At 70.0% G+C, this 20,344-nt stretch carries 18 protein-coding genes; 6 read left to right on the plus strand and 12 right to left on the minus strand.

The window, feature by feature from the left end; all coding sequences use genetic code 11:
* The first annotated feature begins 141 nt into the window (after positions 1 to 141).
* Positions 142 to 1,389 (plus strand): APC family permease, encoded by a 1,248-nt coding sequence (locus AB0H86_RS41380; RefSeq protein ID WP_362450995.1) that lies wholly within the window; start codon positions 142 to 144, stop codon positions 1,387 to 1,389.
* A 337-nt stretch (positions 1,390 to 1,726) separates the two neighbouring features.
* On the opposite strand, the gene AB0H86_RS41385 is transcribed toward AB0H86_RS41380, so the two are convergent.
* From AB0H86_RS41385 to AB0H86_RS41440, 12 genes are all read right to left on the minus strand, one after another.
* Entirely contained in the window at positions 1,727 to 2,119 is a 393-nt protein-coding gene (locus AB0H86_RS41385; RefSeq protein WP_362450997.1) for a YccF domain-containing protein, read from the minus strand.
* Positions 2,116 to 2,979 (minus strand): zinc metalloprotease HtpX, encoded by an 864-nt coding sequence (gene htpX / locus AB0H86_RS41390; protein WP_362450999.1) that lies wholly within the window; start codon positions 2,977 to 2,979, stop codon positions 2,116 to 2,118. The genes AB0H86_RS41385 and htpX overlap by 4 nt, the downstream gene beginning before the upstream one ends.
* A 183-nt stretch (positions 2,980 to 3,162) precedes the next feature.
* Complete coding sequence (locus tag AB0H86_RS41395; protein ID WP_362451001.1) at positions 3,163 to 4,686, minus strand: NADH-quinone oxidoreductase subunit N; 1,524 nt, start codon at positions 4,684 to 4,686, stop codon at positions 3,163 to 3,165.
* Complete coding sequence (locus AB0H86_RS41400; RefSeq protein ID WP_362451004.1) at positions 4,683 to 6,281, minus strand: NADH-quinone oxidoreductase subunit M; 1,599 nt, start codon at positions 6,279 to 6,281, stop codon at positions 4,683 to 4,685. The genes AB0H86_RS41395 and AB0H86_RS41400 overlap by 4 nt, the downstream gene beginning before the upstream one ends.
* 6 nt (positions 6,282 to 6,287) lie before the next feature.
* Positions 6,288 to 8,282 (minus strand): NADH-quinone oxidoreductase subunit L, encoded by a 1,995-nt coding sequence (locus tag AB0H86_RS41405; protein WP_362451006.1) that lies wholly within the window; start codon positions 8,280 to 8,282, stop codon positions 6,288 to 6,290.
* Positions 8,279 to 8,680 carry an NADH-quinone oxidoreductase subunit NuoK gene (gene nuoK / locus AB0H86_RS41410; RefSeq protein WP_362451008.1) on the minus strand — a complete coding sequence of 134 codons (402 nt, stop codon included), beginning with the start codon at positions 8,678 to 8,680 and terminating at the stop codon, positions 8,279 to 8,281. Before nuoK ends, AB0H86_RS41405 begins: the two co-directional genes overlap by 4 nt.
* Positions 8,680 to 9,363, minus strand: a complete 684-nt coding sequence (locus AB0H86_RS41415) for an NADH-quinone oxidoreductase subunit J (RefSeq protein ID WP_362451009.1) — start codon at positions 9,361 to 9,363, stop codon at positions 8,680 to 8,682. The genes nuoK and AB0H86_RS41415 overlap by 1 nt, the downstream gene beginning before the upstream one ends.
* The gene (locus AB0H86_RS41420; RefSeq protein WP_362451011.1) at positions 9,360 to 9,995 is read right to left on the minus strand and encodes a 4Fe-4S binding protein; all 636 of its coding nucleotides are present in this window, start codon (positions 9,993 to 9,995) and stop codon (positions 9,360 to 9,362) included. Before AB0H86_RS41420 ends, AB0H86_RS41415 begins: the two co-directional genes overlap by 4 nt.
* A gap of 2 nt (positions 9,996 to 9,997) precedes the next feature.
* Positions 9,998 to 10,966 (minus strand): complex I subunit 1 family protein, encoded by a 969-nt coding sequence (locus AB0H86_RS41425; protein WP_362451013.1) that lies wholly within the window; start codon positions 10,964 to 10,966, stop codon positions 9,998 to 10,000.
* The gene (locus AB0H86_RS41430) at positions 10,963 to 12,177 is read right to left on the minus strand and encodes an NADH-quinone oxidoreductase subunit C (RefSeq protein ID WP_362451015.1); all 1,215 of its coding nucleotides are present in this window, start codon (positions 12,175 to 12,177) and stop codon (positions 10,963 to 10,965) included. Before AB0H86_RS41430 ends, AB0H86_RS41425 begins: the two co-directional genes overlap by 4 nt.
* Complete coding sequence (locus tag AB0H86_RS41435) at positions 12,174 to 12,824, minus strand: NADH-quinone oxidoreductase subunit B family protein (RefSeq protein ID WP_362451017.1); 651 nt, start codon at positions 12,822 to 12,824, stop codon at positions 12,174 to 12,176. The genes AB0H86_RS41430 and AB0H86_RS41435 overlap by 4 nt, the downstream gene beginning before the upstream one ends.
* Positions 12,815 to 13,207 carry an NADH-quinone oxidoreductase subunit A gene (locus tag AB0H86_RS41440; protein ID WP_356765892.1) on the minus strand — a complete coding sequence of 131 codons (393 nt, stop codon included), beginning with the start codon at positions 13,205 to 13,207 and terminating at the stop codon, positions 12,815 to 12,817. Before AB0H86_RS41440 ends, AB0H86_RS41435 begins: the two co-directional genes overlap by 10 nt.
* 195 nt (positions 13,208 to 13,402) lie before the next feature.
* Here AB0H86_RS41440 and AB0H86_RS41445 point away from each other — a divergent pair, with 195 nt between their 5' ends.
* From AB0H86_RS41445 to AB0H86_RS41465, 5 genes are all read left to right on the plus strand, one after another.
* A complete protein-coding gene (locus AB0H86_RS41445; RefSeq protein WP_362451019.1) occupies positions 13,403 to 14,608 on the plus strand; it encodes a sensor domain-containing protein in 1,206 nt (401 codons plus the stop codon).
* A 163-nt stretch (positions 14,609 to 14,771) separates the two neighbouring features.
* Positions 14,772 to 16,121, plus strand: coding sequence for a sensor domain-containing protein (locus AB0H86_RS41450; protein WP_362451058.1), 1,350 nt, complete (start codon positions 14,772 to 14,774; stop codon positions 16,119 to 16,121).
* A 264-nt stretch (positions 16,122 to 16,385) separates the two neighbouring features.
* Positions 16,386 to 17,045, plus strand: coding sequence for a response regulator transcription factor (locus tag AB0H86_RS41455; RefSeq protein WP_362451061.1), 660 nt, complete (start codon positions 16,386 to 16,388; stop codon positions 17,043 to 17,045).
* A gap of 253 nt (positions 17,046 to 17,298) precedes the next feature.
* Positions 17,299 to 19,227: a 2-oxoacid:acceptor oxidoreductase subunit alpha gene (locus AB0H86_RS41460; protein ID WP_362451021.1), complete on the plus strand. Its 1,929-nt coding sequence runs from the start codon at positions 17,299 to 17,301 to the stop codon at positions 19,225 to 19,227.
* The gene (locus AB0H86_RS41465) at positions 19,220 to 20,299 is read left to right on the plus strand and encodes a 2-oxoacid:ferredoxin oxidoreductase subunit beta (protein ID WP_362451023.1); all 1,080 of its coding nucleotides are present in this window, start codon (positions 19,220 to 19,222) and stop codon (positions 20,297 to 20,299) included. The genes AB0H86_RS41460 and AB0H86_RS41465 overlap by 8 nt, the downstream gene beginning before the upstream one ends.
* The last annotated feature ends 45 nt before the right edge of the window (positions 20,300 to 20,344 follow it).

Genomic DNA, 20,344 nt, shown 5'->3' on the forward strand with positions numbered 1-20,344 from the left:
GTACTGTCCCCGGCGCTGTGATCTGGGTCGCTACGGGCTGTGTTCGCGCGCTCTGCTCGTCGCGCGAGTCTTCATTCCGTGTTGGTGAGCAGGACGACACGGCCGCACTCGCTGGTTGCAGCGGTCAGTAGGGTGCGGCTCATGACACCTTCCGATGCTGAACTGCGGCGCACCCTGGGCGTGGGCGACGCGGTCGTCATCGGACTGGGTTCGATGATCGGCGCCGGGATCTTCGCCGCCCTCGCGCCCGCGGCACGCGCGGCCGGCTCCGGGCTGTTGCTCGGGCTGGCCGTCGCCGCCGTGGTCGCGTACTGCAACGCCACCTCGTCGGCACGGCTGGCCGCCCTGTACCCGGCGTCCGGCGGCACCTACGTGTACGGGCGCGAGCGGCTCGGGGAGTTCTGGGGTTATCTCGCGGGTTGGTCGTTCGTGGTCGGCAAGACCTCCTCGTGTGCGGCGATGGCGCTCACCGTGGGCGCGTACGTCTGGCCGGGACAGGCGCACGCGGTCGCGGTCGCGGCTGTACTGGCGTTGACCGCGGTGAACTACGGCGGCATCCAGAAGTCCGCCTGGCTGACCCGGGCGATCGTGGCGGTGGTGCTGGCTGTCCTCGCTTCCGTGGTGGTCGTGTCTCTGGGGTCGGGAGCCTTTGATGCCGGGCGGCTGGACATCGGGGCGTCGGGCGGTGTGGGCGGGATCCTTCAGGCGGCCGGTCTGCTGTTCTTCGCCTTCGCGGGGTACGCGCGCATCGCGACCCTCGGCGAGGAGGTGCGGGATCCGGCGCGCACCATCCCCCGCGCGATCCCGCTGGCCCTGGGTATCGCGCTGGTGGTGTACGCGTGTGTGGCGGTGGCTGTCCTTTCCGTGCTGGGGTCGGGTGGCCTCGGACGCGCGGACGCTCCGCTGACGGACGCGGTGCGTGCGGCCGGAGTGCCGGGGCTGGTGCCGGTGGTACGGGTGGGCGCAGCCGTGGCCGCGCTGGGCTCCCTGCTCGCTCTGATCCTGGGCGTCTCACGGACGACCCTGGCCATGGCCCGGGACCGGCATCTGCCCGGCGCGCTGGCCACCGTGCATCCGCGCTTCCAGGTCCCGCACCGGGCCGAGCTGGCCGTGGGCGCGGTGGTCGCCGTCCTGGCCGCCACGGTGGACGTTCGGGGTGCGATCGGCTTCTCCTCCTTCGGTGTGCTGGCGTACTACGCGGTGGCCAACGCGTCGGCCTGGACGCTCTCCTCGGCTCCGGCGGCCCGGGTGACGCCGGCGGCAGGCCTGCTCGGCTGCGTGGTACTGGCGTTCGCGCTTCCGGTGGTCTCGGTGGTGGTGGGGGCGGGAGTGCTGGCGGTCGGTGCGGTGGCGTACGGGGTGCGGCGGTGGGTGGTGAGGCGGGGGTAGTGGGGGCTCAGGGCTCAGGGTCCACCTGTGTCAGCAACTGCTCGCTCTCGGTCATGGATTCATGATGCAAGGCGGCACTGACAACCGCTCGGGCCTGTGGACAACTCGGGCCTGTGGACAGCCGACCGGCTGGACAACCGATCGGCTGTGGAAAACCGTGGGTCAGGCGAGCCGGATGCCGACGTGTTCTTCGGCGAGCAGGGCGAGGAGCTCCTCGTAGACCGGTCAGTTACGGCGAACGCTGCCTGTTGGCCGCACGCCAACAGGGGGTACCTCGGCTCCCACTTCCGGCTTCCCCGGCTTCCCCGCCCCGGGGTCCGGGGTTCAGGTCCGCCCGTCAGCGGCCAGCGAAAGGCTGGTCCGTGGGCACGATCTCGCGTCCCAGCGGGAGCAGTGACACGGGGATCAGCTTGAAGTTGGCGATGCCGAACGGGATGCCGATGATCGTGAGGCACAGGGCGATGCCGGTGACGATGTGGGCGAGGGCCAGCCACCAGCCCGCGAGGATCAGCCACAGGACGTTGCCGACACACGAGGGCGCCCCGGCATCACGGTCCTCGATGGTGGTGTACCCGAAGGGCCACAGGGCGTACACGCCGATACGGAACGACGCGATGCCGAACGGGATACCGATCACGGTGATGCACAACAGCACGCCCGCGGCCAGGTATCCGAGGAAGAGCCAGAAGCCGCTCAGGACGAGCCAAATGACGTTCAGGATGGTTTTCATTGGGGGCGACCTGCCATCTTCTCGAGACGGGCGATGCGCTCCGCCATGGGCGGATGTGTCGAGAACATCTTGGATAGTCCCTGACCTGCACGAAAGGGGTTCGCGATCATCATGTGGCTTGCCGTCTCGATGCGGGGCTCCGGGGGCAACGGGAGCTGCTTGGTGCCCGCTTCGAGCTTGTTCAGGGCGCTGGCGAGGGCGAGCGGGTCGCCGGTGAGCTGGGCACCGGAGGCGTCGGCCTCGTACTCCCTGGAGCGGCTGATGGCCAGTTGGATGACGGTGGCGGCGAGCGGGCCCAGAACCATGATCAGCAGCATGCCGAGGAGGCCGGGGCCGTCGTCGTCGTCGGAACGGCCGATCGGGATCAGCCAGGCGAAGTTGACCAGGAACATGATCACGGAGGCGAGGGCGCCGGCGACCGATGAGATCAGGATGTCGCGGTTGTAGACGTGACTGAGCTCGTGGCCGATGACGCCGCGCAGTTCGCGCTCGTCCAGGAGGCGCAGGATGCCGTCGGTGCAGCACACGGCCGCGTTGCGCGGATTGCGGCCTGTCGCGAAGGCGTTGGGTGCCTCGGTCGGGGAGATGTACAGCCGGGGCATGGGCTGGCGGGCTTGAGTGGAGAGGTCGCGGACCATGCGGTACAGGGCAGGGGCCTCGAACTCGCTGACCGGGCGGGCGCGCATCGCGCGTAGAGCCAGCTTGTCGCTGTTCCAGTACGCGTACGCGTTGGTGCCGAGGGCGATGACGACCGCGATGACGAGCCCCATACGGCCGAAGAAGCTGCCGATGACGATGATGAGTGCGGACAGTCCCCCGAGGAGGACGGCGGTCCTGAGCCCGTTGTGCCGGCGGTGCACGGTACGCCCTCCAAGTCGTACAGCAGGGGAACCCTTTGCTTGGTGATCTTCTTGGTTGATCAGCTGCGCCACTGGTGTCGCGGTGTCACGTCCAGTGGACCCTCCCGTTTTGGTGAACGCCAGGCGAGGGCCACTAGTTCCCTTGTGCGTCCGGCGGCCCACGTCGGCCGTCCGGGTGACGGCTCAGAAAAGACCGGTGTCGGCGAAGCGCAGAACCAGCTCGGGTGCCCCGGAGAGGGCCACGGCGAGGACGCCGGTGAGGGCGATCGCGACGGTGAGGGGAGCGGGCATCCGGTGCTTGTCGGGCTCGCCCTCGGGGGCGCGGAACAGCAGGGTCGTCCACTGGAGGTAGTAGAACAGCGCGATCACGACGTTGACGGCCATGACCACGGCGAGCCAGCCGAGGCCCGCGTCGACGGCCGCGGAGAAGACCGTGACCTTCGCGAAGAGGCCGATGATGCCCGGCGGCAGCCCGGCCAGGCAGAGCAGGAAGAAGGCCAGGAGGAGCGCCGCGAAGGGGTTCGACGCGTACAGGCCGCGGTAGTCGGAGACCCGGTTGAGGGACTTCGTACGGCCGACGAGTGCGGCCACCGCGAAGGCGCCCAGGTTCACGGCGGCGTACATGAGGGCGTACGCGACGGTGGAGCCGATCGAGTGCTCGGCGTCGTCGGAGTACGCGGCGGCGGCGATCGGGACGAGGAGGTAGCCGGCCTGGCCTACGGAGGACCAGGCGAGCAGGCGTACCGCGCTGTACGCGCGCGTGGCCTGCTGGCGGAGGGCGCCGACGTTGCCGACAGTCATGGTGAGGGCGGCCAGCGCGGCGAGGGCCGGGCCCCAGACGTCGGCGTACGACGGGAGGGCGACGACCGTGATGAGGATGAGGCCGGAGAAGCCGACCGCCTTGCCGACGACCGACAGGTAGGCGGCGATCGGGAGGGGCGCTCCTACGTAGGTGTCGGGCACCCAGAAGTGGAAGGGCACGGCGGCCATCTTGAAGGCGAAGCCGATGAGGGTGAGGACGACGCCGGTCTGGGTGAGGGTGTGCAGTTGTCCGTCGACGTTCTGGATGCGCTCGGCGACCTGAGTCAGGTAGAGGGTGCCGGTGGCGGCGTACACGAAGCTGATGCCCATGAGGCTGACCGCGGTGGCGGTGACCGAGGACAGGAAGAACTTCAGGGCCGCTTCGGAGGACTTCCTGTCGCCGTGCCGGATGCCGACGAGGGCGAAGGCGGGCAGGGAGGCGACCTCCAGGGCGACGATCAGGGTCGCGAGATCGCGGGAGGCGGGCAGGAGGGCTGCTCCGGCCGCGGAGGACAGCAGCAGGAACCAGTACTCCCCTTCGGGGAGTCCCTTGTCGGCGTCCTTGAGGGCGGTGACCGACAGGAGGGCGGCGAGGAGCGCGCCCCCGAGGACCAGGAGCTGGAGGACGAGGGTAAAGCGGTCGGCGGTGTAGCTGCAGAGGCCGGCGTCCGCGGTCAGGCAGAAGGTGGAACGGTCGCCGTCCAGGAGGGGCAGCAGCATGAGGGCCGAGGCGGCGAGGCCCGCGACCGACAGCCAGCCGAGCAGCGCCTTCCGGTGGTCGCCGACGAACAGGTCCGCGACGAGGACGACGAGCCCGACCACGGCCGTGATGGTGGGCGGGGCGATGGCGAGCCAGTCGACGGACTGGACGAGAGGCGCGGCCAGCGGCTGGGCCAGGGAGCTCATCGGGTGCCTCCTGCGAGGAGCTGCTGCACGGCCGGGTCGGTCAGGCCGAGGAGGGCCTTGGGCCATAGACCGGCGGCGACGGTGAGGGCGACGAGCGGGGTCCAGGCCGCGAACTCGTATGTGCGCACGTCGGTGAGTTTCGGGGCTTCCTGCGGTACGACGCCCATGCAGACACGGCGGACCACGATGAGCATGTACGCGGCCGTCAGCAGGGTGCCGAAGGCGCCGATCGACATGAAGGTGAGGAAGGCGGGGCGGCTGAGGCCGTCGGCGGGCTCGAACGCGCCGAACAGCGCCAGCATCTCGCCCCAGAACCCCGCGAGGCCGGGCAGGCCGAGCGAGGCGACCGCGGCGAAGGCGAGCAGTCCCCCGAGGCGGGGGGCCTTGCCGTAGAGCGCGGCGCCGGTCTCCTCGGCCAGGGTGTCGAGGTCGGTGCTGCCGGTTCGGTCCTTCAGCGCGCCGACCAGGAAGAAGAGGAGGCCGGTGATGAGGCCGTGGGCGATGTTGGCGAACAGTGCGCCGTTCACGCCGGTCGGGGTCATGGTCGAGATGCCGAGGAGCACGAAGCCCATGTGGCCGACGGAGGAGTAGGCGATGAGGCGTTTGAGGTCGCCCTTCGCGCCCTGCTTGGCGAGAGCCAGGCAGGCCAGGGATCCGTAGATGATGCCGACGACGGCGAAGGCGGCGAGGTAGGGCGCGAAGGTGCGGAAGCCGTCCGGCGCGACAGGCAGCAGAATGCGAACGAACCCGTACGTGCCCATCTTCAGCAGGACGCCGGCCAGCAGGACCGAGCCGACGGTCGGGGCGGCGGTGTGGGCGTCGGGCAGCCAGCTGTGCAGCGGCCACATCGGCGTCTTGACCGCGAGCCCGATTCCGATCGCCAGAACGGCGATGACCTGCACGGATGTGGTCAGCGACCGGCCGTTGTCAGTGGCGAGTGCCACCATGTCGAATGTGCCGGCCCTGATTCCGATCAGGAGCAGGCCGAGCAGCATGACGACGGAGCCGAGCAGTGTGTAGAGGATGAACTTCCAAGCTGCCTGGGTCCGTTGCTCACCGCCCCAGCGGGCGATGAGGAAGTACATCGGGATGAGGACCATCTCGAAGGCGAGGAAGAAGAGCAGCAGGTCGAGGACGGCGAAGGTCGCGAGGGTGCCGGACTCCAGGACGAGCAGCAGGGCGACGAACGCCTTCGGGGCCGGTCCCGCGGCCCGCGGCGTCAGCCGCTGATGTTGCTGCTTGAAATAGGAGTAGAGCGCGCAGAGGAAGGTCAGCAGCGCGGTCAGGACCAGAAGGGGGAGGGAGATGCCGTCGATGCCGAGGTGGATCCGCACGTCGAGTGCGGGGATCCAGCTGATGTCGGTCGTGGCCTGCATCTTCGACGGGTGGTCGTGGTCGAAGCCGAGTGCGAGGACGATCGCGGCGGCGAGGATCACGCCGGTGACCGTCACACCGTGCCGCAGCACGGCCTGCTCGGGTGACTTCCCCTTCAGTCCGGGCGGGGCGGGCAGGAGAGCGGCGACGGCGCCGAGGAGCGGGCCGACCACGATCAATGCCAGAAGGAACTGCATCACGGACTCGTTGATATCGATCACGCCTGCTCACGCTCCGGTGGCGACGAGGACGGCGGCGACCACCAGGACGACGGTGCCGGCGAGCAGCGCGCTCACATAGGTCTGCAGATTGCCGGTCTGGGCACGTCGTACGGCGGCCCCGAGCAGTCGGGGCAGCGCTCCCGCGCCGCGTACGTAGGTCTCGACGACCTCGCGGTCGAGGAACCGGACGAGGGTGGCTCCGGCCTGGACCGGGCGGACGAAGAGGGCCGAGTACACGGCATCGAGATGGAAGCCGACGGCCGCGTGGCGGTGCAGCGGGCCGAGCAGGAGCCGTGCCGGGTCCGACGGGTCGGGTGCGCGGGCCACGTCTCCGTAGGCGGGCTGGTGGCTGGCGATGGCCTCGGCCTCCACCTGCCCGGCGTCGCCTTCGGGGTGGGCGGCGACCGCGCCCAGCGGGACTCCGGCCGCGAGTGTGGTGGTGTGCCGCCAGGCCGCGTAGGTGACGAGGCCGCCGACCAGGGCCACTCCCGTGCCGAGGACGGAGGTGGTGAGGGTCGGGGTGAGGTCACGGCCGTCGAACCAGTCGGGCAGCGTGCGGTAGGCGAACGCACCGACGGCGAGGGACGGGACGGCGAGGACCCACAGCACCACGGTCATGGAGATCGGTTGCCTGCCGTGGTCGGGGGCCTCGGTGCCTCGGCCGCGGAAGGCGAGCAGCCACAGGCGGGTCGCGTAGGCGGCGGTGAGCAGGGCGGTGAGGAGCCCGGCTACGAGGACGGTCCAGCCGGCGGCGCCGGGGGCGTGCTCGGTGTGGCCGGTGGCCACGTGCTCGGCGGCTACGAGGACGGACTCCTTGGAGAAGAAGCCGCTGAAGGGCGGGATCGCGGCGAGCGCGAGGAGCGCCACGGTCATCGTCCAGAAGGCGTCGGGGACGCGGTGGCGCAGGTTGCTCATGCGGGACATGGCGGCCAGCGAGTTGGTGCCGGCGGCGTGGATGATCACGCCCGCCGCGAGGAACAGCAGGGCCTTGAAGGCGCCGTGCGTCAGGAGGTGGAAGACGGCGGCTCCGCGGTCGCCGACGGCGAGGGCGCCGGTCATGTAGCCGAGTTGGCCGATCGTCGAGTAGGCGAGGACGCGTTTGATGTCGTCCTGGGCGAGCGCGGCGAGGGCCGAGCCGGCCATGGTGACGGCGGCCATGACGGCGAGGACGACCATCGCGGCCCGGGAGGCCTCGAAGACGGGGAGGAGCCGGGCGATGAAGTAGACACCGGCGGCGACCATCGTCGCGGCGTGGATCAGCGCGGAGACGGGTGTGGGGCCCGCCATCGCGTCGGGGAGCCAGGTGTGCAGCGGGAACTGCGCCGACTTGCCGGCCACACCGGCCAGGAGCAGCAGGGCGATGAGTGTCGGGTGGTCGAGTCCACCGTGTGCGACGGCGCCGAGGACTTTCGTGATCTGGAAGGAACCGGCGTCGGTGGCGAGCGCGAACAGGCCGATGAGGAAGGGGACATCACCGAGCTTGGTCACGAGGAAGGCCTTGAGGGAGGCGGCGCGGGCCTCCGGGGTCTCCCAGTAGTGGCCGACCAGGAAGTACGAGCAGATGCCCATGATCTCCCAGCCGACCAGCAGCAGCATCAGGTCGCCTGAGTAGACGACGAGCAGCATCGCGGAGGTGAAGAGGGAGACGAGGGCGGCGTACGAGGGGTAGCGCGGGTCGTCGTGCAGATAGCCCGTCGAGTAGATCTGCACGCAGGTGGCCACGAAGGCGACCAGGACGGCGACGAGGGCGGCGAAGCCGTCGATGTGCAGGGCGAGTTCGATCGGGACCGAGCCGGTGGGGGTGAGTTCGGTGGCGGCGTCGATGGCGTGGTCGCCGCCCTGGCGTACGGCGACGGTCGCGGCGAGAGCGAGAGAGGCGAGTACCGGCAGAACGGCGAGCGGGCGGACGAAGCCGGGGGCGGTGCGTCCCAGGAGCAGACCGGCCGCGGCGCCGAGGAACGGAAGGAGGGGGACGAGGACGGCGAGGGTGGTCGTGGTCACGCGGTGGCCTCAGCCTTCTCGCCGGCCGTCCCGGTCGTGGGGGCGTCACTGTCGGAGCCGTCGGCCGGGTCGCTCTCGTGGCCCTCGGCGGTGTCGCGAAGCTTGTCGATGTCCGCGGTGCCGCGGTTGCGGTGGACGGTGAGGACGATCGCCAGGCCGATGCCGATCTCGGCTGCGGCGATGGCGATGGTGAACAGGGTCAGGGCCTGGCCGGAGTGCAGGGACTCCTCGGCTGCCCGGCTGAGCCAGACGTCGAAGGCGACAAGGTTGAGGTTGACGGCGTTGAGCATCAGCTCGACCGACATCAGGACCAGGATCGCGTTGCGGCGGGCGAGGACGCCGTACAGGCCGGTGCAGAAGAGGAGAGCGGAGAGGACGGCGGGATAGGCGAGGTGCATCAGAGGGCGCCTTCCTGGGCGGCCGGGTTTTCCCGGGCATCCAGGGCAGATGGGGAACTCTCCGTGACGGGTCGGGAACTCTTGGTGGTGGATCGGGAGTTCACAGGGGGAGAGCTCGCCTCCGCCCTCGTCTTGCGGGACAGGACGATCGCGCCGACCAGGGCCGCGAGGAGGAGGACGGAGAGGGCTTCGAAGGGGAGGACCCAGTTCTGGAAGAGGCTGGCGCCGGTGGCCTCGGTGGAGCCGGCGGCGGGCCCGTCCAGGTCGATCCAGGTCGCGCGGAAGGCATCGACGACGACCCAGACCAGGGCGGCGGCCGCGGCGACGGCCACGGTGAGGGCGGCCCAGCGGTTGCCGGAGTCGGCGTCCGGGGAGCGGCCGATCGGGGCCCTGGTGAGCATCAGACCGAACAGAAGGAGGACCACGACGGAACCGACGTAGATGAGGACCTGTACCCAGGCGATGAACTCCGCGGTGAGCAGAAGGTACTCGACGGCGAGGCCGCCGAGGGCGACCACCAGCCACAGGGCGGCGTGCACCAGCTGCTTGGTGGTGACCGTGACCAGCGCGGCGCCGAAGGTGGCCAGGCCGACCAGGAGGAAGGCGATCTCGACGCCGGTCGGGGAGAGGAAGCCGTGGGTTTCGGTGGCGGCCGAGGTCAGCGGGGTGAAGGCCGGGCTCACTCGTCTCCCTCCTGTGGCTGTGCGGCAGGACCGGTCCGCGGCCCGGTCGTGGGCCCGGGCTGTGGCTCGGTCGTCGGCTCGGGCTGCGTGGCCGCGAGCTTCTCCGCCGTCTTGCGGGCGGCGGCGATCTCCTTGGGTTCCTCCGCGCCGGGGTCGAGGGCGGGCGGGGCCGGCACGGTCCACATCCACTCGCGGAGCTTGTCGCGTTCGTGGGTGAGTTCGCGGATGTCGGTCTCGGCGTACTCGAACTCCGGGGACCAGAACAGGGCGTCGAAAGGGCAGACCTCGATGCAGATACCGCAGTACATGCACAGGGAGAAGTCGATGGCGAAGCGGTCGAGGACATTGCGGCTGCGTTCGCGGCCGCCCGGCGCCGCCGGCGGGACCGTCTCCTTGTGGGAGTCGATGTAGATGCACCAGTCCGGGCACTCACGGGCGCACAGCATGCAGACCGTGCAGTTCTCCTCGAACAGGCCGATGACGCCGCGGGTGCGGGGCGGAAGGTCGGGCTGGGTGTCCGGGTACTGCTCGGTGACGGTCTTCCTCGTCATCGTGCGGAGGGTGACGGCCAGGCCCTTGACCAGGCCTGAGCCGGGGATGCGGGGCCGGGTGGGCGGGAGAGGCTCAACCATGGTTACTGGATCACCACCTTGACGATGCCGGTGAGGGCGATCTGGGCGAGGGACAGGGGGACCAGGAGGGTCCAGGAGAGCTTCTGAAGCTGGTCCTCACGCAGGCGGGGGTAGGTGACGCGGAGCCAGATCACGAGAAAGGCGAGGACGGCGGCCTTCAGCAGGGTCCAGACCCAGCCGAGGCCGTCGGCACCCCAGGGACCATGCCAGCCGCCCAGGAAGAGGACGGTGGTCAGGCCGCACAGGACGACGATTCCGGCGTACTCGGCGAGGAGGAACAGGGCGAAGCGGAGACCGGTGTACTCGGTGTAGGCGCCGAAGATGATCTCCGAGTCGGCGACCGGCATGTCGAAGGGAGGCCGCTGGAGTTCGGCGAGGCCGGCGACGAAGAAGACGATCGCGCCGACGATCTGCCAGGGCAGCCACCACCAGTGGAAGGCGTCGAGGATCCCGGGGAGCGACACCGTGCCGGCGGCCATCGCCACCGAGGCGGCGGTGAGCAGCATCGGGAGTTCGTAGGCGAGGAGCTGGGCGGCGGTGCGGAGGCCGCCGAGGAGGGAGAACTTGTTGGCGGAGGCCCAGCCGGCCATGAGTGAGCCGAGGACGCCTATGCCCATCACGGCCAGGACGAAGAAGACACCCGCGTCGACGACCTCGCCGACGGCGCCCTCGCCGGGGCCGATCGGGATGGCCAGGAGGACCAGGAGGTACGGGAGGAGGGCCACAGCCGGGGCGAGTTGGAAGATACGGCGGTCCGCGCCCGCGGGGACGATGTCTTCCTTCTGCGCGAACTTCACGCCGTCCGCGACGAGTTGGGCCCAGCCGTGGAAGCCGCCGGCGTACATCGGGCCGAGGCGGCCCTGCATGTGGGCCATCACCTTGTGCTCGGTCTGACCGATGATCAGAGGGAAGGTGAGGAAGACGACGAAGACGATCAGGAGTCGCGAGGCGACGTCGAGAGCGTCGTTCACTGCGGGCCTCCTGTGGGGTCTTCGGGGGTCTCGGCCTGGCGGTCGGGGTCGGCGGCGGGGGCTTCGGGGTCAGCGGTGTCTTTGGGGTCGGAGGTCGTGGGCTCGGGAGCCGAGGGCTCGGAGGACTCGGTGGGGCCGCTCGGTTCCGGTTCGTCGAAAGTCGGGCGGGCGTGGTGCCAGGGGGCGTCCGAGCTGCGGGGGCCGCTGGACGGACGGGCAGGTGGGTCCTCGGCCGGGGTCTGCGCGCGCTGCGACGCGGAGCCCTCACCCGCACCGGTGCCGGTCCCCCCTTGCTGACTGGCCGAGCCTTCCGATGCCGAGCGCGCCCGACGCGGACGGGCCGGTGCGGCCGGATCGACCGGCGCGTCTGGTGCAGCAGGTGCAGCCGGAGCAGCCGGAGCAGCCGGAGCAGCCGCAGTGTCCACGGTCGGCGGCGCCCCCTCCTGGCCCTCCACCGACGGCTCCCCCGTCTGAGGCGTCGATCCCTCGGTCTGACTCGCCGACCCCTCCGACACCGAACGCGCCCGGCGTACCGGACGGTCGCCGGCCGCACGTGCCGGGCGTTCGCCCGCCCCGCGAGCCGGGCGTTCCGTCGCCGCGCGTCCCGCACCCCGGGCCGGGCGGGCCGGGGCAGGGGGGAGCTGGCCCTTCTGCGGGCCCCACTCGTTCGGGTCGGGGACGCCGGGCGGAAGCATCTGGCGGCGTTTGGGGGCGCCGTGCGCCGCACCCTCCCCCGGCTCCTTCGCGCCGGGCCAGGCCTTGGCGACGCGGGCGGCGAGGACGAAGTCCTTGCGGAGGGGGTGGCCTTCGAAACCCTCGGGAAGCAGGAGGTGGTCCAGGGACGGGTGGCCCTGGAAGTCGACGCCGAACATTTCGTGCGTCTCACGTTCGTGCCAGGCTGCACCCGCGAAGACGTCCACCGCGCTCGGCAGGACAGGGGCCTCGTGCGGGACCGTCGTACGCAGCAGAAGTCGCCGTACCGGGGAGAGCGCCACGACGTGCGCCGCGACGCGGAAACCCGCGCCCGGTTCGTCGACCGCGCTCAGCCAGTCGAAGTAGGTGCATGTCAGACGGTCGCGGGCCACCTCCAGCGCGGCGAGCCAGGACGCCGGCGGTACGTCGACCGTCAGCACCTCGTACGACTCCTCGGCCGTGGCCTCCGTGCCGAACAGATCCTCGACGGGAGCGGGCAGCCAACCGACCTCGGTCATCGCCCCTCCCCCGAACCCGAACCCGAACCGGAGCCCGAACCCGAACCCGGTCCCCGCACCAGCCCGCTCGTAAGGGCCGCCGCCGAAGGGCGTCCCGTGTCGGCCCCGTACCGCTCCCCCAACGACTCCCGCGCGATCTTCTCCTGGAGCTTGAGGATCCCCTGGAGCAGCGCCTCGGGGCGGGGCGGGCAGCCGGGGACGTAGACGTCCACCGGGATGATCTGGTCGACGCCCTTGGTGACGGAGTACGAGTCCCAGTAAGGGCCGCCGCAGTTGCTGCACGCGCCGAACGAGATCACATACTTCGGCTCGGGCATCTGCTCGTACAGGCGCTTCACGGCCGGCGCCATCTTGTCCGTGACCGTGCCGGAGACCACCATCAGGTCGGCCTGGCGAGGGCCGGGCGCGAACGGGATCACGCCGAGGCGGATGAAGTCGTGGCGGGCCATCGACGCGGCGATGAACTCGATCGCACAGCAGGCGAGGCCGAAGTTGAAGACCCAGAGGGAGTAACGGCGGCCCCAGTTCAGGACCACCTTCATCGGCTCGGGCGCGAGGCGGGCGAGGGCGCCCAGCCGCTTCGGCTCGGGAAGGAGAACGGGCTCCGGAAGGAGAACAGGTTCCGAGGGGGTGGGGGTCACGTCCATGTCAGGACGCCCTTCTTGTATGCGTACAGCAGGCCCACGGCGAGGAAGCCCAGGAAGATGAACATCTCCACGAGGGTGGTCGCGCCGTAGCCGGGAGCGGCGAACACCGTGGCCCAGGGAAAAAGGAAGATCGAGTCGACGGCGAAGATGACGTAGAGGAAGGCGTAGACGTAGTAGCGGACCTGGGTGTGCGCCCAGCCCTCGCCGACGGGGTCGACCCCGCACTCGTATGTCAGGAGCTTCTCGGGAGTGGGGACCACGGGCCGCAGCAGGCGTCCGGCGCCGAAGGCGACCGCGACGAACAGCACGCCGACGACGGCGAGCAGTCCGACGACCGAGTACGACTGGAAGTAGTCCGCCGCGACAGCGGTCGGTTCCCGCACGGTCCGTTCCTCGCTCCCTGTGAACGCTGCTGTTCGACGATCTGTACGCACCGGAGTCTAGGCCCTGCTAAAGAGAGCGTAAGCAGCCCGTCACGCCTGAGGAAAGCCGCGGGTGGCCGGGGTGGGGTTTTCCCCAGTGCGCCGCGGCGGTCCACCTCATGGCGCGGCGGGCCGACGCACGGCACGCTGACCCGTATGACCCAACGTCTACCGGCCTCGAACCCCTCCGGGGAAGCGGACAGCGACCGCCTGCCACCGGCCCGTTCAGCCTTCTCCGGGCACACCTGGAAGGAGATCGCGCACCTTCTGGCGAACCTTCCGATGGCCCTGATCGGATTCATCTACGTCGTGACGGTGCTCGCCACCGGAATCGGGCTGACCGTCACGGTGATCGGACTGCCGCTGCTCGCGGTCGGACTGATGGGCGCCCGTCGGCTGGGCAGGCTGGAGCGGGCGCGGGCCAGGGCGCTGCTCGGGGTGCGGGTGGACGAGCCGAGCCCGCTGCCGTGGGGCAAGAGGGGCGGCGGGTTCCTCCAGCGGCTGTGGATGGGGCTGAAGGATCCGGTCGGCTGGCGGACGATGCTGTACGACTTCATCCGGCTGCCCTGGGGCATTTTCACCTTCGCCTTCACACTGGTCTCGTTGTTCGTGCTGTGGCCGGTGCTGCCGCTGATCGCGCGGGGGCTGACCAATGTCGACCGGGCGATGGTGCGCGGTCTGCTGTCGCCCTCCGACGAACTGGAGCAGCGGATCGCCGAGCTGGAGTCCGACCGGGGTGTCGTGGTCGACACGGCCGCGGCCGATCTGCGGCGCATCGAGCGCGATCTGCACGACGGCGCGCAGGCCCGGCTGGTCAATCTGGCGATGGGGCTGGGCATGGCCAAGGAGAGGCTGCTGGAGGGGCAGGCCGATGACAAGGTCGTGGCGGCGATGGTCGAGGAGGCCCACGGCGAGGTGAAGCTCGCGCTGCAGGAGTTGCGGGACCTCGCCCGGCGCATCCATCCGGCCGTACTGACGGACCGGGGTCTGGATGCCGCCCTGTCCTCCGTCGCCTCGCGGTGCACGGTGCCGGTGAAGGTGACGGCGGACCTGGATGCCAGACCGGTCGCGGCCATCGAGGGCATCGCCTACTTCACCGTCTCGGAGTTGCTGCAGAACGTCAGCAAGCACAGCGGGGCGAAGTCGGCGTCGGTGGACGTGTGGCGGTCGGACGACCGGCTGCTGATCCAGGTGTGGGACGACGGCCGCGGCGGTGCCCGCCTCGACGGCGGTACGGGCATGCGCGGCCTCGCCGACCGCCTGGACGCCGTGGACGGCCTCTTCGTCATCGACTCGCCCCCGGGCGGCCCGACGGTCGTCACCGCGGAACTTCCCTGGCGGGACCGCACCGAGACCTCCTGAGGCAGCGGGGCCGCCACGCACGGTGGGCACGGTGGGCACGGCGGCAAGGGGTAGGGAAAACCCCCCGTCCGAGACGCCGACGGACTCCATGGTCCACAGGCCCGCGGCACAGCACAGTGAAGGTACGACGGGACAGCCGCAGGACGAGGAGAAGGACGAGCCGATGGCCACGGACTACGGACAGAGCTACGGGCACGACAGCGAGCTCGGGTTCCCCGAGGGGGTACGACGGCATCGTCTGCCGGCCGGGCTGCGGGCACCGTTCGAGGCGCGCAGCTGGCGCGAACTGACGTATGTGCTGCTGGGCCTGCCGATCGGCGTCCTGATGTTCGTGTACGCCGTCACGATGGTCTCGCTCGGCATGGGGCTGCTCGTGACGTTCCTCGGGATTCCGGTGCTGGCCGCGGGGCTGGCCGGCTGCCGGGGTGTCGGGGCGCTGGAGCGGGCCCGCGCGCGGGTGCTGCTCGGACTGGACGTGGCCGACCCGGAGCCGCTGCGGATCAGGAAGCGGGGCGCGCTGGCCTGGATGGGCGCCGTCCTGAAGAGCGGCACCTCGTGGCGGAGCGTGCTGTACACGCTGCTGTACCTGCCGTGGTCGGTGTTCTCCTTCGCCGTCGCGGTGAACTTCTTCGCCCTCGGCTGGACGCTGATGACGTACCCGCTGTGGTTCTGGCTCTTCCCGCTGTACGGCGGACAGGACGGGATACAGCTGTACGGCGACGAGAGTCACCACGTCTACCTCGACAACCCGTTCGAGATCACCGTGACCGCGCTGGTGGGGCTGTTGATCACGCTGGCCACGCCGTGGATCCTGCGGGCGCTGACGATGGTGGACCGGATGCTGGTGCACGGGCTGCTCGGGCCGTCGCGGCTGTCGGCGCGGGTGGTGGAGCTGGAGTCGGACCGGGGGGTCGTGGTCGACACGGCCGCCGCGGACCTGCGGCGCATCGAGCGGGACCTGCACGACGGGGCGCAGGCCCGGCTGGTTGCGCTGGCGATGGATCTGGGACTGGCGAAGGAGAAGCTGACGGAGGATCCGCAGGAGGCGGCGCGGATGGTGGGTGACGCGCACGGTGAGGTGAAGACGGCGTTGCAGGAGCTGCGGGACCTCGCCCGGGGCATCCATCCGGCCGTACTGACGGACCGCGGTCTGGACGCCGCTCTGTCCTCCGTCGCCTCGCGCTGCACGGTGCCGGTGCAGGTGGAGGTGGACCTGCCGGCGCGGCCGGCGCCGGCGATCGAGGGGATCGCGTATTTCACCGTGTCGGAGCTGCTGCAGAACATCAGCAAGCACGCGCGGGCCACGTGGGCGTCGGTGGACGTGTGGCGGGTGGAGAACCGTCTGATGCTCCAGGTCGTGGACGACGGGGTCGGCGGCGCGGACACCTCCACCGGTTCGGGGCTGGCCGGGCTGGCCGAGCGGCTGGACGCGGTGGACGGCATCCTGGTGGTGGACTCGCCGGCCGGCGGCCCGACACGGATCACTGCGGAACTGCCCTGGCGGACGGTGTAGCCCCCGGTCGCTCGTGACAGCCCCCTGATCTGCGGTTTCCAGGCGGATCAGGGGGCTGAAGCACGCCTCCCCGCCTCCCCACCCCACTCCCCCAGCTCCACAAGGTCTCCTCTCACGCCCCCGAAATCCGAACACGCGCCGCCAGTCTGTCCACAGGCCCGGTGCGGAAGGTCAGATCGCGGGATACTGACGGCCAAGTGACGGGGACGGGGCCGGGTTCGGCCCGATACAGGGGCACGGGGGCCGAGAATCGTGGAGGACAGGGTGCAGGTGGTCATCGCCGAGGATTCGGTGCTGCTGAGGGAGGGCCTGACCCGGCTGTTGACCGACCGTGGACATGACGTGGTCGCCGGGGTCGGGGACGGCGAGGCGTTGATCAAGACCATCACCGAGCTGGACGCGCAGGGCGAGCTGCCGGACGTCGTGGTGGCGGACGTACGGATGCCGCCGACGCACACCGACGAGGGCGTACGGGCCGCGGTCCAGCTGCGCAAGGCGCATCCGGGACTCGGGGTGCTCGTGCTGTCGCAGTACGTGGAGGAGCGCTACGCCACCGAACTGCTGGCCGGTTCCAGTCGCGGCGTCGGCTATCTGCTCAAGGACCGGGTGGCCGAGGTGCGTGAGTTCGTGGACGCGGTGGTACGGGTGGCCGGGGGCGGTACGGCCCTCGACCCGGAGGTGGTCGCGCAGCTGCTGGGCCGCTCCCGCAAGCAGGACGTGCTCGCGGGGCTCACCCCGAGAGAGCGCGAGGTGCTGGGCCTGATGGCCGAGGGCCGGACCAACTCCGCGATCGCGCGGCAACTGGTGGTGAGCGACGGAGCCGTGGAGAAGCACGTCAGCAACATCTTCCTGAAGCTCGGGCTGTCCCCGAGCGACGGGGACCACCGACGCGTGCTGGCGGTCCTCACCTACCTGAACTCCTGACTCTCTGACACTGTGTCAGACAAGCCGGACCGACCGTGCGACGGGCGAGAACCGGGGACCGCGCGAGAGCGTCTTCAAGGTAGGCGCCGGGGGGCGAGTAAATCGTGACAAGTCGGGGTGCTCAACCGTCTCAAAAGCGTGTCCATCATGCGAATGACCCAGGGAAGGGGACCCTTACGGTCGTAGGGTTGCTCCTGGGAGGCCAGCGGGAACGGCTGCTCCCAGACAGCCGCCTCTAGGGAGGTCCAGTTCAGTGACCAGCGAGGTCAGTAGCCCAGCGGAGCAGGCCGACGGAACCGTCGTGGGAGAGCAGCGCAAAGCGGCAGGCGTGAAGGACGTCCGCCGTCTGGACCGGGTGATCATCCGTTTCGCCGGCGACTCGGGTGACGGCATGCAACTCACCGGCGACCGCTTCACCTCGGAGACGGCGTCCTTCGGCAACGACCTGTCGACGCTGCCGAACTTCCCCGCCGAGATCCGCGCCCCCGCCGGCACCCTGCCCGGCGTCTCGTCCTTCCAGTTGCACTTCGCCGACCACGACATCCTCACGCCGGGCGACGCGCCCAACGTGCTGGTGGCGATGAACCCGGCCGCCCTCAAGGCCAACGTCGACGACCTGCCGCGGGGCGCGGAGATCATCGTCAACACGGACGAGTTCACGAAACGGGCGATGCAGAAAGTGGGGTACGGCAGTTCCCCACTGGAAGATGGTTCCCTCGACGGTTACCACCTCCACCCGGTCCCACTGACCACCCTGACCGTCGAGGCACTCAAGGAATTCGACCTCAGTCGCAAAGAGGCCGAGCGCAGCAAGAACATGTTCGCGCTCGGCCTCTTGTCATGGATGTACAACCGGCCCACCGAGGGCACGGAGAAGTTCCTGACGTCGAAGTTCGCCAAGAAGCCCGAGATCGCGGCCGCGAACATCGCCGCCTTCCGCGCGGGCTGGAACTTCGGTGAGACCACCGAGGATTTCGCGGTCTCCTACGAGATCGCCCCGGCGACCACGGCCTTCCCGGTCGGTACGTACCGGAACATCTCCGGCAACCTGGCTCTGTCGTACGGCCTGGTCGCGGCCTCCCGCCAGGCGGACCTGCCACTGTTCCTGGGCTCGTACCCGATCACGCCGGCCAGCGACATCCTGCACGAGCTGAGCAGACACAAGAACTTCGGCGTACGGACCTTCCAGGCCGAGGACGAGATCGCGGGCATCGGCGCCGCGCTGGGCGCGGCCTTCGGCGGCTCGCTGGCGGTGACCACGACAAGCGGTCCCGGAGTCGCGCTCAAGAGCGAGACCATCGGCCTCGCGGTCTCCCTCGAACTACCGCTGCTGGTGATCGACATCCAGCGCGGCGGCCCGTCGACCGGTCTGCCCACCAAGACCGAGCAGGCGGATCTCCTGCAGGCGATGTACGGCCGCAACGGCGAGGCCCCGGTCCCGGTGATCGCCCCGCGCACCCCGGCCGACTGCTTCGACGCGGCCGTGGAGGCGGCGCGCATCGCGCTGACGTACCGCACGCCGGTGATGCTGCTGTCCGACGGTTACCTGGCCAACGGCTCCGAGCCCTGGCGCATCCCGGAACTGGACGAACTGCCGGACCTGCGGGTGCAGTTCGCGCAGGGACCGAACCACACCCTGGACGACGGCACCGAGACGTTCTGGCCGTACAAGCGCGACCCGCAGACCCTCGCCCGCCCGTGGGCCATCCCCGGCACACCGGGCCTGGAGCACCGCATCGGCGGCATCGAGAAGCAGGACGGCACCGGCAACATCTCCTACGACCCCGCGAACCACGAGTTCATGGTCCGCACCCGCCAGGCCAAGATCGACGGCATCGATGTACCGGACATCGAGGTCGACGATCCGCATGGGGCACGGACCCTGGTTCTGGGCTGGGGCTCGACGTACGGACCGATCACGGCGGCGGTACGGCGGCTGCGGACGGCCGGCGAGTCGATCGCGCAGGCCCATCTGCGTCACCTCAACCCGTTCCCGCGGAATCTCGGCGAGGTGCTGAAGGCGTACGACAAGGTGGTGATCCCCGAGATGAACCTCGGCCAGCTCGCCACGCTGGTGCGGGCGAAGTACCTGGTCGACGCCCGCTCGTACAACCAGGTCAACGGTATGCCGTTCAAGGCGGAGCAGCTCGCCACGGCACTCAAGGAGGCCATCGATGGCTGAGACGTCCACGGAAGGCACGGGCACGGTCGAGGCACTTTCGCTCGTTCCCAAGGCCGAGGCCCGGCAGTCCATGAAGGACTTCAAGTCCGATCAGGAAGTGCGCTGGTGCCCCGGTTGCGGTGACTACGCGATCCTCGCCGCGGTGCAGGGCTTCATGCCCGAGCTGGGTCTGGCCAAGGAGAACATCGTCTTCGTCTCGGGCATCGGCTGTTCCTCCCGCTTCCCGTACTACATGAACACGTACGGCATGCACTCCATCCACGGCCGCGCACCGGCCATCGCGACGGGGCTCGCCACGAGCAGGCGTGACCTGTCGGTGTGGGTGGTCACCGGTGACGGCGACGCGCTGTCCATCGGCGGCAACCACCTGATCCACGCCCTGCGGCGGAACGTGAACCTGAAGATCCTCCTCTTCAACAACCGGATCTACGGGCTCACGAAGGGCCAGTACTCGCCCACCTCCGAGGTCGGCAAGATCACCAAGTCGACGCCGATGGGGTCGCTGGACGCCCCCTTCAACCCGGTGTCCCTCGCCCTCGGCGCGGAGGCGTCGTTCGTGGCGCGGACCATCGACTCGGACCGCAAGCACCTGACGGGGGTACTGCGGCAGGCGGCCGCCCATCAGGGCACCGCGCTGATCGAGATCTACCAGAACTGCAACATCTTCAACGACGGCGCCTTCGAAGCGCTGAAGGACAATCAGCAGGCCGAGGAGGCGGTGATCCGGCTGGAACACGGCCGGCCGATCCGCTTCGGCGCCGACAGTTCGCGGGGCGTGGTCCGGGACCCGGCGACCGGTGATCTGAGAGTCGTGCAGGTCACCCCGGACAACGAGTCGGACATCCTGGTCCACGACGCCCACGCCGCCTCCCCCACCACCGCCTTCGCCCTGTCCCGCCTGGCCGACCCGGACACCCTGCACCACACCCCGATCGGTGTGCTGCGGTCGGTGGAACGGCCCGTCTACGACACGCAGATGGCGGATCAGCTGGACACGGCGATCGAGCAGAACGGCAAGGGAGATCTGGGGGCGTTGCTGGCGGGCGGGGACACCTGGACCGTCGTCGGCTGATCGGGGACCGAACGGCTCGGGAGGGCCTGGGGGCGTGGAGCGCCC

Origin of the sequence: Streptomyces sp. NPDC050997 (assembly GCF_040660135.1) — a bacterium.
GTDB lineage: Bacteria > Actinomycetota > Actinomycetes > Streptomycetales > Streptomycetaceae > Streptomyces.